This is a genomic window from Pseudomonas sp. PDM24 (assembly GCF_019218905.1).
Taxonomy (GTDB): domain Bacteria; phylum Pseudomonadota; class Gammaproteobacteria; order Pseudomonadales; family Pseudomonadaceae; genus Aquipseudomonas.
On sequence record NZ_JAHUWR010000010.1, the window covers coordinates 106,252 to 121,294 of the forward strand.

Sequence of the window (15,043 nt, forward strand, 5' to 3'; positions counted from 1 at the left end):
ATGTATCAGCTTTACGGACATCAGAACTCGGGTGCGGCCGCCATCGAAGCGGCGTTGGAGCTGTGCGAGGTGCCTTATCGCTTCATCGATGTCTTTTCGTCCCCGGAGACGGTTCAGGCATTGGAGAAACTCAACCCGCTCAAGCAAATTCCCACTCTGCAATTGCCCGATGGCGGTGTTCTGACCGAGAGTGCGGCCATCCTGATTCACCTGGGCCTGACGTTCCCGGAGTCGAACCTGCTGCCGGAAAACCCGCTCAAGCGTGATCAGGTTATTCGGGGCCTGGTGTACATCGTCAGCAATTGCTATGCCGCCATCGGTATCATCGACTACCCCGAGCGCTGGCTGGCCGAGGCGGACGAATCTTCGAGGGAAAACCTTATGGCCGGTGCCCGTCAGCGCCTGCACTGGAGCTGGGAGGTGTTTGCCGATCAGTTCGCCGGCAAGTTGTACCTGGGCGAGGGAGCGCCGGGCGCGCTGGATATTCTGGCGGCGGTGGTAACGCGTTGGGCGGGTACCCGAGAGCACTTGCGCGTTGCGCGGCCGGGGTTTTCCGCCTGGCTCGAACGCTTCGACCGGCACCCTGCATTGGCCCCGGTTTTCGCGCGGCATTGGCCGTAAGAACACCGCCAATCAAAATGTGGGAGCGGGCTTGCTCGCGAAAGCGGTGTATCAGTCACCATAACTGTTGACTGACATACCGCTTTCGCGAGCAAGCCCGCTCCCACAAGGGGATTTGCGGTGTGCTGGAATCACTCGCCGCGAATGTACTGCTCCAACTGGCGAATCAGTTCAGCCTGTTCGGCAATGGCTTCCTTGACCAGGTCGCCGATGGACAGCAAGCCGATCAACTCGCCGTTTTCCACCACCGGCAAGTGCCGCAGGCGCTTTTCGGACATGATGCCCATGCAGGTTTCGACGGTTTGATGGGTGTCCACGGTGATCACCGGCGACACCATGATGTCGCTGACCGGCGTGCCGACAGAGGAGCGCCCCTTGAGCACCAGTTTGCGCGCATAGTCACGCTCGCTGATGATGCCGACGACCTTTCCCTCTTTCAGCACCGGTAACGCGCCGACGTTTTTTGCGGCCATCACCATCAGCGCTTCCAGCACCATTTGATGCGGTGCAATTGAGTGGACTTGCTGATTCTGTTGGGCCTTTAACTTGAGCAGTTGGGCGACGGTTTTCATGGCGGATTCTCGGGTGTTGTCGTTGTTCTTGAAGAATCGTAGAGACGCGCTCACAGAGCAAGGCAGAAAGCGGCAGATACCGCGCAAAAAGCGTCATTCAGCGATTTTTCTTTGTAAAAGCCCCACGAAAATCCAGTAGGAGCGAGGCTTGCCCGCGAAGAACGATGACGCGTAATACCTGAAAAACCGCGGTGCATTCTTCGCGGGCAAGCCTCGCTCCTACAGGTTTTACTGGCGTTAGGGCAATCCCCCTCACCACACCGGCGATCACGCGTAGAATTACCTCTTGAATCAGTTCGTTGAGGTTGCAGTGGTGGATTTACAGCAGGGCTTCGTCCTGACCCGGCATTGGCGCGATACCCCGGCCGGCACGGAAGTCGAGTTCTGGCTGGCGACCGATGCCGGTCCCCGACGCATCCGCCTGCCGCATCAACCGTCGGTAGCGTTCATTCCCGCAGCCCAGCGTGAGCAAGCCGAAGCGCTGCTGCGCGGTGAGAAAAACGTCGAGCTGAAGCCCTTGGCCCTTCTGGACTTCGAACATCGTCCGGTGCTTGGCCTGTATTGCCAGCAGCACGGTCAGTTGATGCGCCTGGAAACCGCGCTGCGCAGATCAAGCGTCGATGTATTCGAAGCCGATATCCGCCCGCCGGAACGCTACATGATGGAGCGTTTCATCACCGCTCCCGTTTTGTTCGGCGGCACGCCCGGCGCGGAAGGTCTGCTGATCGACGCGCAAATGAAACCCGACCCCGGCTACCGACCGAAGCTCAGACTGGTCTCGCTGGACATCGAAACCACCGCTCAGGGCGAGTTGTATTCCATTGCCCTGGAAGGCTGCGGCGAGCGGCAGGTGTACATGCTCGGGCCGCCCAATGGCGATGACAGTGGGGTCGATTTCCAGCTCGAATACTGCGACTCGCGAACCCTGCTGCTGAAGAAACTCAATGAATGGTTCGCCCGCCACGATCCCGACGCCATCATTGGCTGGAACGTCGTGCAGTTCGATCTGCGCGTACTTCACGAACATGCTCGGCGCTTGGCGGTGCCGCTGAAGCTGGGGCGTGGCGACGAAGAAATGCAGTGGCGCGAACACGGCAGTGGCAACCATTACTTCGCTTCGGCTGCCGGCCGATTGATCATCGATGGCATCGAATCGCTGCGTTCGGCGACCTGGAGCTTCCCCTCGTTCAGCCTGGAAAACGTCGCACAAACCCTGCTGGGCGAGGGCAAGTCAATCGACAATCCGTACCAGCGCATGGACGAAATCAATCGCATGTTCGCCGAGGACAAACCGGCCCTGGCGAAGTACAACCTCAAGGACTGCGAACTGGTGACGCGGATCTTCGCCAAGACCGAATTGCTGACCTTCCTGCTCGAGCGCGCCAGCGTCACCGGTTTGCCGGCGGACCGCAGCGGTGGCTCGGTGGCGGCGTTCACTCACCTGTATATGCCGTTGATGCACCGTCAGGGTTTCGTCGCACCGAACCTCGGCGGCAAACCACCGGAGGCCAGCCCCGGCGGTTTTGTCATGGACTCGCAACCCGGGCTGTACGAATCGGTACTGGTGCTCGACTACAAAAGCCTCTATCCGTCGATCATCCGCACCTTCCTGATCGACCCGGTGGGCTTGATCGAAGGGCTCAAGCATCCCGACGACAGCGAGTCGGTGCCGGGCTTTCGCGGTGCACGTTTTTCTAGAACCCGCCATTGCCTGCCGGCCATTGTCGCCCGGGTCGCCGAAGGTCGCGAAACCGCCAAGCGCGAACACAATGCGCCGTTGTCCCAGGCCTTGAAGATCATCATGAATGCCTTCTACGGCGTGCTGGGTTCCAGCGGTTGCCGCTTCTTCGATACACGGCTGGCTTCGTCCATCACCTTGCGCGGTCACGAGATCATGCTGCGCACCCGCCAGTTGATCGAAGCCCAAGGCCACGCGGTGATCTACGGCGACACCGACTCCACCTTCGTTTGGTTGCGCCGCGCCCACGGTCAGGCAGAAGCCGCGCAGATCGGTCATGCGCTGGTGGACCACGTCAACCAGTGGTGGCGCGAGCATGTGAAACAGGAATACGGGCTGGAAAGTGCCCTGGAACTGCAGTTCGAAACCCACTACAAGCGCTTTCTGATGCCGACCATTCGCGGCGCCGAGGAGGGCAGCAAGAAGCGCTATGCCGGATTGGTTACCCGCGCCGATGGCACCGATGAAATGGTCTACAAGGGCCTGGAAACCGTGCGCACCGACTGGTCGCTGTTGGCCCGGCAATTCCAGCAGGAGTTGTACCTGCGCATCTTCAATCGCAAACCCTATCAGGACTATGTTCGTGACTATGTGCGCAAGACCTTGGCCGGCGAATTCGACGAACGCCTGATCTATCGCAAACGCCTGCGCCGTACCCTCGACGACTATCAACGTAACGTGCCGCCCCACGTGCGGGCCGCGCGAATCGCCGACGACTACAACGACCAGCAGGGACGCCCGCGGCAATATCAGAACGGCGGCTGGATCAGTTATGTCATCACCGTCGCCGGCCCCGAGCCGCTGGAAATCCGCAGCGCGCCCATCGACTACGACCATTACGTCACTCGGCAGCTGCAGCCGGTGGCGGATGCAATCCTGCCGTTCGTGGATGACGATTTCTCAACGCTGATTGGGGGGCAGTTGGGCTTGTTTTGAGTCCAGCAGCGACAACGTCCAGTCATCCGGTATGCCGTGAAAATATTGATCCAGCGCCTGATGGAACAGGCTGCCTTTGGGCGAAACCTGGGCGAACAGTGTCATCGATGAGTGAAATTTGAGGTTGTCGGGATGGCCGAAAATCTTGGCGATCGAGCTTTGAGGAATGTCCAGAACCAGTTGCGTGCACATGCGCAAGCGTGGCCCCAGTAACGGATGCTTCAGGTACGCCGTGGCTTCTTCACTGGAGCGAATGGCAAAGTAGCGGGACATCTCGCTGTCGCCCAACCCGGAAAACTGCGGAAAGATAAACCACATCCAGTGCCGGCGCTTCTGGCCGGCGCGCAGCTCTTCCTGCACCCACTCGAACACAGGGTCTTGCGCCTGAACGAAGCGTGGCAAATTGAACGCGTCGAGCTGATCGGTACTTCTCATGCCGATGCCCTCTGACAAACCGCGATGGCTCAGACCATGGCCAACCGCTGCTTACGTTGTGGCGCGCGAAACGCTTGGTCCAGCGCCTCCAGATCCCCGACTTCAAGCCGCAACTGCGCCGCTTGTGCGTTGAGCTGCACATGCTCGGGGCGGACCGCTTTGGGGATGGCGATCACGCCGTTCTGACGCAGAATCCATGCCAGCGCTACCTGCGCAGGTGTCGCCTCGTGACGGGCGGCAACGTGCTTGAGCGTCGAATTGGCCAGCATGTGCCCGCCCTGGCCGATCGGACAATAGGCCATCACCGGCATCCGTTGGTGTTGGCTCCAGGGGAGCAAATCAAATTCGATGCCGCGCTCTTCCAGGTTATACAGCACCTGATTGGTGGCGCAGGCCGGTGAGGCCAGTTCTTCCAGGTCGTCCAGGTCGAAATTGGACACACCCCAATGGCCGATCTTGCCATCTTCGCGCAGGCGTTCGAAGGCTTCGACGGTTTCCGCAAGGGGATAGTCGCCGCGCCAGTGCAACAGGTAGAGATCGATGTAATCGGTATTCAACCGCCGCAGGCTGCGCTCGCAGGCCTGGGGGATGCCTTTGCGGCTGGCGTTGAAGGGATAGACCTTGCTGACCAGAAAAACCTGGTCGCGAAGGCCGGCGATGGCTTCACCCACCACCTCTTCAGCGCCTCCTTCAGCGTACATTTCAGCGGTGTCGATCAGGGTCATGCCCAATTCGATGCCCAAGCGCAACGCTGCAACTTCCTTTGTGTGTCGGGAGCGTTCCTCTCCCATGCGCCAGGTTCCTTGGCCGATGACCGGCACTTGGCTGCCGGCCAGCTCAAGAATACGCATGCATCCTCCTTTCGAAAGTCCGATCGATACTTCAGTTGGCAGCAAAATGGCCCGGTGGTTCCGTGGCGATCTCGAAAGATCGCAGCCTCTGTAGGCGCTGCCGAAGGCTGCGATCTTTTGATCTTCTAACCTACAGGGTAGAAAACTTGTACACCGTAGTCTGGGTATAGCGCTTGCCCGGATCCAGCCGTGTGGACGGGAAGTTCGGCTGGTTCGGCGAATCCGGATAATGCTGAGTCTCCAGAGTAAACGCCCCCCAATGCGGATAAACCTTGCCAGCCTTACCCTTGACCGTGCCATCAAGGAAGTTGCTGGTATAGAACTGCACGCCGGGCTCGGTAGTGTAGAGCTGCAACCGGCGGCCGGATTGCGGATCGCTGACATCGGCAGCGAGTTTGCCCAGATCACCCTTGGCGTCCAGCACCCAGTTGAAATCGAAACCGCCTTGTTTCGGTTCGGCGAATTTCAGTTGCGGGTGATCAGCCTTGATGTGTTGACCAATGGCGGTCGGTTGGGTGAAGTCCATGGGTGTGCCGGCGACTAGGGCCAGCTCACCGGTGGGGATCAGTTTGCCGGTGACCGGCGTGTAACGGGCTGCATGCAAAGTCGCAAGTTGCTTCAGTACGTCGCCGTTGCCCGCGCCGGCCAGATTGAAATAACTGTGGTTGGTCAGGTTCAGCACGGTGGGTTGGTCGGTGCTGGCCTTGTACTCGATGCGCAGCTCATTGTTCTCGGTGAGGCTGTAGGTGACTTCGGTTTTCAGGTTGCCCGGGAAACCCATTTCACCCCCCGCCGACAGATACGACAGGGTCACGCCCACCGAATCCTTGCCTTTGCTCGGTTCGGCTTTCCACACCCGTTTGTCGAAACCTTGGGCCCCGCCGTGCAGTGAATTGCTGCCGTCGTTGAGTGGCACCTGATAGCGCTTGCCGTCCAGCTCGAAGGCACCGTTGGCCAGGCGATTGCCGAAGCGGCCGATGGTCGCGCCGAAGTACGCGGTACCGCTTTGGTAACCCTGCACGTCGTCGAAGCCCAGCACCACATCATCGAGTTTGCCGTTTTTGTCCGGCACTTTCAGCGACTGCAGAATCCCGCCGTAGGTAATGACCGTGGCTTGCAGGCCATGGCTGTTGCGCAAGATGTATTGCTCGACAGGCGTGCCGTCATTGGTTTTGCCGAAGGCTTTGTGTTCGCTGGACAAGCCAGCGGCGTGAGCGGGGAGGGTGGCGATCATCAGGGACAGTCCGAGGCCGGAGAGCAGGTATCGAGATTGAGGCATGGTTGACCTTCCTTTTTGTTGTTTTGCGAGAAGTAGTCATACTAATAATCGAGTTCTAACGCGATCAAGGAAGGATTTATAGCTTATCTACGCAGTGTTGCAATTATAAAGTATGACTAATAAGGAGCCGCTTTCACGGTGATTCGCGTTTACGGACCACCGGCACTGCACTTTTTCGGCTTTCGCGGTTCTATCCTTGGCCAGCCCGCGGCGATCCCCACCGCCGGCCCATGCCCAAGTTCAAGAACCCATGGCTCGAGTTTTACCCCGCTTTACCCCGCACATTCGCCGTTATTGCTGGCTGCTGACAGGCCTGTCGATGCTCTTCGCCAGTGGCTGCAGCCATCAGCCGGGCAACGATATCGTCAGCCAGTTTCGCAACGGCCAACCCCAGGAATTCCTCCAGACCAGCGTCGACCGCATGGCGACCCTGACGATGCGTGACAACCTCGAAAGCCTCTACCTGCTGATGAATAAGCTCTACCTGCGCAACCCGCAGGAGCTGAAGAAATCTGGCTTCCTCGATGTCGGCACCGCGGAAAAACAAGTGCGCATGGCCATCGAACAGCAACAGCCGCTACCCACTCTCGGCGGCAAAAAAGACCTCGCCGCGCTGAGCTACGCCATGAGCCCGGAATTTCTCGGCGACCGGGTCGGTGCCTTTATCTATGCCATCGGCAGCATGCTGGTCACCGCTCATGGCAATCGGCTGGAGTTCTACATGACGGATGCGATCAACCCGACCTTCGTCAGCAATGCCGCGCGCAACATCGAAAAAGCCACCTGGATTTTGAGTCAGCGGCAAAACAAGCAAGGCGAGCCCTTGCTGTTTTCCAACGAAATTTCGGAGGAGGGCAGCAACCTGAGCTTTGCCGTGGAGTTCGGCAAAATCGTCGCGCGGCTGGACCTGCTGACCCAAATGCTCGACGAACGCTACCGGCGGATCGGCCTCAACTATGCCCAGAGTTTGCTGTTCCTGAATTTTTTGCCGGTGCAGTAAAACGAGTGCTGAACCCAAATCCCCTGTGGGAGCGGGCTTGCTCGCGAATGCGTTGTGTCAGTCGCCATGAGTGTCGGCTGATACACCGCCTTCGCGAGCAAGCCCGCTCCCACAAGGGGGATTTGGTGGAGAGGGAAAACTGTGTTCCGCCTCAATGAGTTGGCATAACGATAGACCGCATCGATATAACTGGTTATAAGAAAAATCGCTATGCTGCGAGCCGGTTATTCTCCTGCGATTCTCTGGGCGTATTAATGGAATTCGGTAATTTCGGGTTGGTCGTTGCAGGTCTGGTGGTCGGCTTTATTGTCGGCATGACCGGCGTCGGAGGCGGTTCGTTGATGACGCCGATTCTGCTGTGGTTCGGCGTCAACCCGGCGACGGCGGTGGGCACGGACTTGCTGTACGCGGCCATTACCAAATCCAGTGGTGTGCTGGTTCATCGCAAGAACAAGAACATCGACTGGGCGATCACCGGTTGGCTGACCCTCGGCAGTGTGCCGGCGGTGGCGCTGACGCTGTGGTTTTTGAGCAGCTTGCAGACCTCGCCCGATGCGATGAACGCCGTTATCAAACAAGCCCTGGGCTTCGTATTGTTCGCCACGGCGCTGGCCATTTTCTTCAAGAAACGCTTGCTCGATTTCGCCCACAAACGGGCTGGCGGCTACTACAACCCTAGCGGGCCCCGGTTGAATGCACTGACCGTCATCACCGGATTGGTCCTTGGCGCCATGGTGGCCCTGACCTCCATCGGCGCTGGCGCTTTGGGCACAGTAGCGCTGTTCATTCTGTACCCGATGCTGCCTACCCGGCGGCTGGTCGGCACCGAAATCGCTCACGCGGTGCCCCTGACCCTGGTCGCCGGCCTGGGCCATGCGAGCATGGGCAACATGGATTGGCATATTTTGGGCTACTTGCTGGTCGGTTCGCTGCCGGGGATTTACCTGGGCAGCCATTTGACCGGGCGTATCTCCGACGAACTGCTGCGTCCATGCCTGGCCACGATGCTGGTGCTGATCGGCTACAAGCTGGCGTTCTGATCCGGCACCGTATAGATCACTGAATTTAGCGGAATCATGCCCTCACTGGCGTAGTCAAAATTATGACCACGTTCAGATGAGGTCATGACGTCCATGAACAGCCCCGTAAACGATCTTCTACGAAGATTCAGCCGCCCTCGCGGCGAGCCACCCGGCAACGCGGCCGAGGTGCTACGCCGTCATGCCGAGCCGTTGCCTGCACTCGACTCACCTGAATTCGGCAAACTCTTCGACCGCTTTGGCGATGCCAGCGTGGTGCTGATCGGCGAAGCCAGCCACGGCACCCAGGACTTCTACCAGACCCGAGCGGCGATCACCCGCCGCCTGATCGAGCAGCATGGCTTCGGCATCGTCGCGGTCGAAGCCGACTGGCCCGATGCCGGCCAGATCGACCGATGTGTCCGCGACCTGGGCCGCTCTGCCTGGAAAAAACAGGCCTTCGCCCGATTCCCCACCTGGATGTGGCGCAATACCGCTGTGCAGACTTTCACCCGCTGGCTGCACCACCATAATCGCGGCTTGGCGCTTGAGCAGCGGGTGGAATTTCGGGGGCTGGATGTTTACAGCATGCGTCATTCCATCGACGAAGTGCTGGGCTATCTCGACAAGACCGATCCGCAGCTGGCAAAAGAGGCCCGCCATCGCTACAGCTGCCTGACGCCGTGGCATGACGACCCGGCGCTGTACGGTCATTTCGCTGAGCGGGGCAACATGGCCACGTGCGAGGACGCAGTGGTCGAGCAATTGAATGTGTTGCTGGGCGAACGGCTTGACCCGATGGTCGCCGACGACGAGGCGTTTTTCAGCGCCACCCAGAACGCCCGCGTGGTGCGGGCCGCCGAGCAGTATTACCGCGCCATGTACCGCGGCTCGACCGCCTCGTGGAACCTGCGTGACCTGCACATGTTCGACACCTTGCAAACCCTGATGGTGCATCGCGGGGCAGGCGCCAAAGCGGTGGTGTGGGCGCATAACTCACACATCGGCAACGCCGCCGCGACGCAAATGGGCTGGGAGGGGCAATTCAACATCGGCCAGTTGTGCCGCACGGCCTACGGCTCACAAGCGGTGCTGATCGGCATGGGCACCGACCATGGCACCGTCGCCGCCGCCGACGACTGGGACGAGCCGATGCAGGTCAAACAGGTGAACCCGGCATTGGCCGACAGTTGGGAACAACTGTTTCTCCAGGCCGGTATTCCCGCAGCACTGCTCGACTGGCGGACGTCACCGAGCGAGGAATTGCTGGACGTACTGGCTGAGCCATTACTTGAGCGCGCCATCGGCGTCATCTATCGACCCAGGACCGAGCGCCAGAGCCATTACTTTCAGGCCGTACTGGCAGAGCAGTTCGACGCTTTTGTCTGGATCGAAAAAACCCACGCGGTCTCGCCATTGCCGGAGCCTGAGTTCATGGAACACGAGGAAGACACCTTTCCGTTCGGTATATGACACGCCAATGACGGGTCTCTATTCCCGGGTAAAGATCTCCATCAGATGCCCGTCCGGGTCATCGAAATACACCCGCTGGCCACCGCCGCAATCATTGATCTCATTCGGCCGTTGTTTGCCAGGATCTGCCCACCAGGGCTGCTTGCGCGCTTGCAGGCGAGCGAAGGCTGCATCGAAGTCTTTGTCGCCAATCAGGAACGCATAGTGTTGGGAGGCAATCGGCGGGTCGTTGTTGTAGAAATCCAGCGACACGCCATTATCGAATTTGACCACCAGCATTGGTCCGAACGGCTCGGGATCGGGCAGGCCGAGGAGGTCGGTCAGGTAGCGGGCCGACACCTGTTTGTCACGGCACCAGACGATGGTGTGGTTCAGCTGAGCGCTCATGGAAAAATCCTCACGGCGAATCAGGTGGTGCGAGTTGTGCTATGAGATTAGCTCAGGCTGTTGCGCAATGACCGCCCTGACCTAAGCTTGGGGCAAGGCGAACATAAATACGCCTCACCCGGAACGTTCGCCGCGATGCGCAATCATTAGAGCGTGGATATCAAAAGGAGATGCGCATGCTCATCAGGTCTTTGACCCTGGCTACTTTGCTGGCTTTCGTCGGCCCCTTGTTCGCCGCCGATGACGATTCCCCTCTGGTTAAAGACGTGGGCAGGGCCCGTCCCTTGATTGTCATCGCGCCCAGTTCGGTTGATCCCACCTGGGTCAGCCTGAAAAAATCGCTGGATGAACCCGCCAGCCGCAAGGGCTTCACCGAGCGAAACATGGTGCTGTACACCGTGATCAATACGATGGGGCAACGCGACGGAAAAGACCTCGACCCGCAAACGACAATGGCGTTGATCCGCTCGCTGAAATTGGGCGCCGGGGCGAAGAGCAAAATCATCCTGGTCGGCAAGGACGGCGAAAAGAAGCTTGAAAAGGATGTGGTCGAGCTGAAAGAGATTTTCAGCACCATCGACGCGCTGCCAGCCGCCGAAAAGGAAGCGACAGTACCGGTGCCAGCGCCGGTGGCTGAGGTTGCACCGGCCAAAGGCGCAAAGGGCAAACCGGCGAAGCCCGCCAAACCGCCTGAGATGCCGGATGATTGAATTTCTGCTGGTAAGTTAAGACATTTGAGCGACGAAAATCCTGTGGGAGCGTGGCTTGCCCGCGAAGAATGCGCTGCGGTTTTTCAGGTACTGCGCGTCATTGTTCTTCGCGGGCAAGCCACGCTCCCACAGGATCTGCGTCTTGACCATTTTTCGTTTATCCCCCGAACGTCCGTAGCAGCTGCTGAGCCCGCGAGGCTGCGTTCGGCTGCGAAGCAGTCGCAAGGTCTGTCACCGCGTTCTTTCAGGTAAACGGCATTCACCGGATGACGACCGCTTCGCGGCCGAACGCAGCCTCGTGGGCTCGGCAGCTGCTACGGCGCGTCACCCTCGGCTATTTGGTCAGCGCACTCAATATTTTGTGGGCGACTTTGACTCGCTCGGGGTTTGGGTAGTTTTTGTTGGCCAGGATCACGATGCCAATGTCCTTCGCCGGGACAAAGGCGACGTAGGCGCCAAAGCCGCCGGTTGAGCCGGTTTTGTTGATCAGCACAGTGTCACGTGGAGGCTGCGGCGGGTTCAGCCACCGGACTTCATGCGCCTCAAAGGCCATCTGCGACGAGTTGCCCGCCAGCAATGTATCGAGCGTCGCCGGGTAGTTGTAGAACTCCCACCCCAACCCTTGAGTCATCTCGCCAACGGTGTAGTAACCGGTATGAGTGGTGGCGATGGCTTGCTGCAAGGGCTTTTCCAGCGAAGCCGGATTCATGTTCGCTTCAACATAGCGAAGCAGGTCCGAGGCGCTGGTTTTAACGCCATAGGCTTCGGAATCCAGCGCGCCCGGTTCGACCCGCACAGGCTTGTCGTCCTTGTTGTAACCCTGGGCGTAAAGCGCCATCTGATCCTGCGGCACCTTGAGGTAGCTGTGCTTGAGGCCGAGTTTGGGCAGCAAGGTGTTCTCCATCAGTTCATCGAACGGCGCCCCCATGCTTTGCGCCGCCAGATAGCCGAACAACCCAAGGCTGGGGTTTGAATACAGGCGATGAGTGCCGGCGGCGTAGGTCGGTTTCCATTGCTTGAGATAGCCGAGCATCTTGTCCTGATGGTCCGCATCACCGGGGAACTGCAACGGCAGGCCGCCAGCGGTGTAGGTGCCGAGTTGCAGCACGCTGATGTTGTCGAACGCGCTGCCACTTAATGTTGGTAGAACCTGACTGGTGTTGTCCGACAGGGCCAGTTTGCCTGTCGCCTGCGCGTAGGCGGCAAGGGTGGCGGTGAAGGTTTTGCTCACCGAACCGATCTCGAACAGGGTGTTGTTTGCTACCGGTTGCCCGGTTTCTTTCGACGCCACGCCGTAGTTAAAGTAATGCTGCTTTCTGTTGAGCGTTATGGCCACGGCCATGCCGGGAATGCTCTGGGCCTGCATGACCGGTCGGACGGCGTCGTTAACAATCGTCTCGATGGGTTGGTCCGTCCGGGCCGCGGCAACACAATGGCTGGCGCCGAATACCGCCACGCAAGCCGCTAGAATCTTCAATCTGGCCGCATTTCTCTTGTTCGTCATTGTTTCAATTCCATTATTTTTCGTGGTGTTAACCGCTACACTCCGAGCGGTTTTTCAAGCCGGTCCGTTGTTGGGCGAGCCAAATCTATGCAGTTTGGCGAATACCCACAAACGACGATATTTCAGATGAGCCATTAGAAAATTTTGGGAGTGGGCATGATTCGACCTCATCTGCCGCTGAATGCGCTACGCGCCTTCGAGGCTTCGGCACGCCATCTGAGTTTTACACGGGCGGCGGTGGAGTTGTGTGTCACGCAGGCGGCGGTGAGTCATCAGGTCAAAAGCCTTGAAGCCCAGCTTAACGTGACCTTGTTCAAGCGCCTGCCCCGAGGCCTGATGCTGACCAACGAAGGTGAAACCCTGCTGCCGGTGTTGCGCGACTCTTTCGACCGGATCGCCGAAACCCTTGAGCGTTTCGAGGGCGGGCATTTTCGCGAGGTGTTGACAGTGGGGGCGGTGGGGACGTTTGCGGTCGGTTGGCTGTTACCGCGGCTGGCGGATTTTCAGACGAAACATCCGTTTATCGATTTGCGTCTGTCGACCAACAATAACCGGGTGGATGTGGCCGCTGAAGGGCTGGATTACGCCATTCGCTTTGGCGCGGGGGCGTGGCATGGGATCGAAGCGGTACGGTTGATCGAGGCGCCGTTGTCGGTGCTCTGCGTTCCCGAGATTGCGCGGCAATTGCACACGCCGGCCGATCTGTTGCAGCAAACGTTGTTGCGCTCCTATCGCACGGATGAGTGGCCGGAGTGGTTTCAGGCGACTGGTCTTTCGGCCCATGCCGCACCGCCCCGGAGCATCGTCTTCGATTCCTCGCTGGCGATGATGGAAGCGGCGTTGCAAGGAGCGGGAGTGGCATTGGCGCCGCCCTTGATGTTCTCTCGACAACTGGCGGCGGGTGCAATCGAGCAACCGTTCGACATCGGGATCACCACGGGCAGCTACTGGCTGACCCGCTTGCAGTCGCGCCCTGAAACGTCGGCGATGACCGCGTTCAAGGACTGGCTGCTGCAAGCATCGCATTAATACAAAACCCTGTGGGAGCGGGCTTGCTCGCGAAGGGGTCATCACATTCAACATTGATGTTGACTGACACACCGCCTTCGCGAGCAAGCCCGCTCCCACAGGGATCACGGCGCTTTCAGAAGCCTACCGCACCAGACACGGTCGCTTGTTATCGAATTTCCACCCCGGGATCAGAAACTGCATCGCCACGCTGTCATCCCGCGCGCCCAGTCCCATGCCTTTGTACAGCTCATGGGCCTTGGCCAGTTGATCCATGTCCAGCTCAACCCCCAGGCCAGGTTTTTTCGGCACCTGCACGCAGCCGTCGACGATTTGCAGCGGCGCTTTGGTCAGACGTTGGCCGTCCTGCCAGATCCAGTGGGTGTCGATGGCCGTGATTTCACCCGGCGCGGCGGCTGCGACGTGGGTGAACATGGCCAGGGAAATATCGAAGTGGTTGTTGGAATGTGAGCCCCAGGTCAGGCCCCATTCGTGGCACATCTGCGCGACTCGAACCGAGCCTTGCATGGTCCAGAAGTGCGGGTCTGCCAAAGGAATATCTACTGACTGCAACTGGATTGCATGGCCCATTTCCCGCCAGTCGGTGGCGATCATGTTGGTCGCGGTTTTCAGGCCCGTGGCACGACGGAATTCGGCCATGACTTCACGGCCCGAGTAACCGTTTTCCGCACCGCACGGGTCTTCGGCGTAAGCGAGAACGTGATGCTGATCCCGGCACAGGCGGATCGCTTCTTTGAGCGACCAGGCGCCATTCGGATCAAGGGTGATGCGCGCATCGGGAAAACGTTCGGCGAGGGCGGTGACCGCTTCGATTTCCTCGTCGCCACTCAACACGCCGCCCTTGAGTTTGAAGTCCTTGAAACCATAACGGGCGTGGGCAGCTTCCGCCAGGCGCACCACGGCGCCGGCGCTCATGGCTTTTTCGTGACGCAGGCGGAACCAGTCGTTGTCGGCGTCCGGTTCGCTGCGGTAGGCCAGATCGGTTTCGTTGCGATCACCGACATAAAACAGATAACCGAGCATCTTCACTTCGTCGCGCTGCTGGCCTTCGCCGAGCAGGGCCGCGACCGGTACGTCCAAATGCTGACCGAGCAAGTCGAGCAGGGCGGCTTCAAGGCCAGTGACCGCGTGAATGGTGATGCGCAGGTCGAAGGTCTGCAGGCCGCGACCGCCAGCATCGCGATCGGCAAAGGTCTGGCGCACTTGATTGAGGATCTTCTGGTAAGTGCCGATCGGGCTGCCGACCACCAGTGCGCGCGCATCTTCCAGCGTCTGACGAATACGCTCGCCACCCGGCACTTCTCCGACGCCAGTGTGACCGGCGTTGTCCTTGAGGATCACGATGTTGCGGGTGAAAAACGGGCCGTGGGCGCCACTCAGATTGAGCAGCATGCCATCGTGGCCAGCCACGGGAACAACCTGCATGCTGGTGATGATCGGGGCTTTTGCGGCTTCTTGTGGAGTCATTTTTTTGTCCTTACAACCAATG

At 59.3% G+C, this 15,043-nt stretch carries 14 protein-coding genes; 7 read left to right on the forward strand and 7 right to left on the reverse strand.

Features of this window, described 5'->3' with window-relative positions; all coding sequences use genetic code 11:
• Window positions 1–621: a glutathione S-transferase N-terminal domain-containing protein gene (locus KW837_RS26415; RefSeq protein WP_218399083.1), complete on the forward strand. Its 621-nt coding sequence runs from the start codon at window positions 1–3 to the stop codon at window positions 619–621.
• Between the two features lie 131 nt (window positions 622–752).
• On the opposite strand, the gene KW837_RS26420 is transcribed toward KW837_RS26415, so the two are convergent.
• Complete coding sequence (locus KW837_RS26420) at window positions 753–1,193, reverse strand: CBS domain-containing protein (RefSeq protein WP_063340970.1); 441 nt, start codon at window positions 1,191–1,193, stop codon at window positions 753–755.
• Between the two features lie 313 nt (window positions 1,194–1,506).
• Here KW837_RS26420 and KW837_RS26425 point away from each other — a divergent pair, with 313 nt between their 5' ends.
• On the forward strand, window positions 1,507–3,867 hold the full coding sequence (locus KW837_RS26425) for a DNA polymerase II (protein ID WP_218399171.1): 2,361 nt from the start codon (window positions 1,507–1,509) through the stop codon (window positions 3,865–3,867).
• Here the strand turns inward: KW837_RS26425 and KW837_RS26430 are convergent.
• From KW837_RS26430 to KW837_RS26440, 3 genes are all read right to left on the reverse strand, one after another.
• Entirely contained in the window at window positions 3,832–4,302 is a 471-nt protein-coding gene (locus tag KW837_RS26430) for a DUF1810 domain-containing protein (RefSeq protein ID WP_008071147.1), read from the reverse strand. The genes KW837_RS26425 and KW837_RS26430 overlap by 36 nt on opposite strands.
• Window positions 4,303–4,331: 29 nt before the next feature.
• Window positions 4,332–5,153, reverse strand: coding sequence for an aldo/keto reductase (locus KW837_RS26435; RefSeq protein WP_218399084.1), 822 nt, complete (start codon window positions 5,151–5,153; stop codon window positions 4,332–4,334).
• 130 nt (window positions 5,154–5,283) lie between these two features.
• Complete coding sequence (locus tag KW837_RS26440) at window positions 5,284–6,432, reverse strand: aldose epimerase family protein (protein WP_218399085.1); 1,149 nt, start codon at window positions 6,430–6,432, stop codon at window positions 5,284–5,286.
• Window positions 6,433–6,682: 250 nt separating this feature from the next.
• Between KW837_RS26440 and KW837_RS26445 the strand changes: the two genes are divergently transcribed.
• From KW837_RS26445 to KW837_RS26455, 3 genes are all read left to right on the forward strand, one after another.
• A complete protein-coding gene (locus KW837_RS26445) occupies window positions 6,683–7,432 on the forward strand; it encodes a hypothetical protein (RefSeq protein WP_218399086.1) in 750 nt (249 codons plus the stop codon).
• 254 nt (window positions 7,433–7,686) lie between these two features.
• Entirely contained in the window at window positions 7,687–8,472 is a 786-nt protein-coding gene (locus KW837_RS26450; protein WP_192343282.1) for a sulfite exporter TauE/SafE family protein, read from the forward strand.
• 93 nt (window positions 8,473–8,565) lie between these two features.
• The gene (locus tag KW837_RS26455) at window positions 8,566–9,924 is read left to right on the forward strand and encodes an erythromycin esterase family protein (RefSeq protein WP_218399087.1); all 1,359 of its coding nucleotides are present in this window, start codon (window positions 8,566–8,568) and stop codon (window positions 9,922–9,924) included.
• Window positions 9,925–9,942: 18 nt separating this feature from the next.
• On the opposite strand, the gene KW837_RS26460 is transcribed toward KW837_RS26455, so the two are convergent.
• Complete coding sequence (locus tag KW837_RS26460; protein ID WP_218399088.1) at window positions 9,943–10,311, reverse strand: VOC family protein; 369 nt, start codon at window positions 10,309–10,311, stop codon at window positions 9,943–9,945.
• Between the two features lie 176 nt (window positions 10,312–10,487).
• Between KW837_RS26460 and KW837_RS26465 the strand changes: the two genes are divergently transcribed.
• Complete coding sequence (locus KW837_RS26465) at window positions 10,488–11,021, forward strand: DUF4174 domain-containing protein (protein WP_192343285.1); 534 nt, start codon at window positions 10,488–10,490, stop codon at window positions 11,019–11,021.
• Window positions 11,022–11,355: 334 nt separating this feature from the next.
• Here KW837_RS26465 and ampC read toward each other — a convergent pair whose 3' ends face one another.
• A complete protein-coding gene (gene ampC, locus KW837_RS26470; RefSeq protein ID WP_218399089.1) occupies window positions 11,356–12,525 on the reverse strand; it encodes a class C beta-lactamase in 1,170 nt (389 codons plus the stop codon).
• 156 nt (window positions 12,526–12,681) lie between these two features.
• Here ampC and KW837_RS26475 point away from each other — a divergent pair, with 156 nt between their 5' ends.
• Window positions 12,682–13,554: a LysR family transcriptional regulator gene (locus tag KW837_RS26475; RefSeq protein ID WP_218399090.1), complete on the forward strand. Its 873-nt coding sequence runs from the start codon at window positions 12,682–12,684 to the stop codon at window positions 13,552–13,554.
• Window positions 13,555–13,677: 123 nt separating this feature from the next.
• Here the strand turns inward: KW837_RS26475 and gudD are convergent, their stop codons facing one another.
• Complete coding sequence (gene gudD / locus KW837_RS26480) at window positions 13,678–15,021, reverse strand: glucarate dehydratase (protein ID WP_218399091.1); 1,344 nt, start codon at window positions 15,019–15,021, stop codon at window positions 13,678–13,680.
• Between the last annotated feature and the right edge of the window lie 22 nt (window positions 15,022–15,043).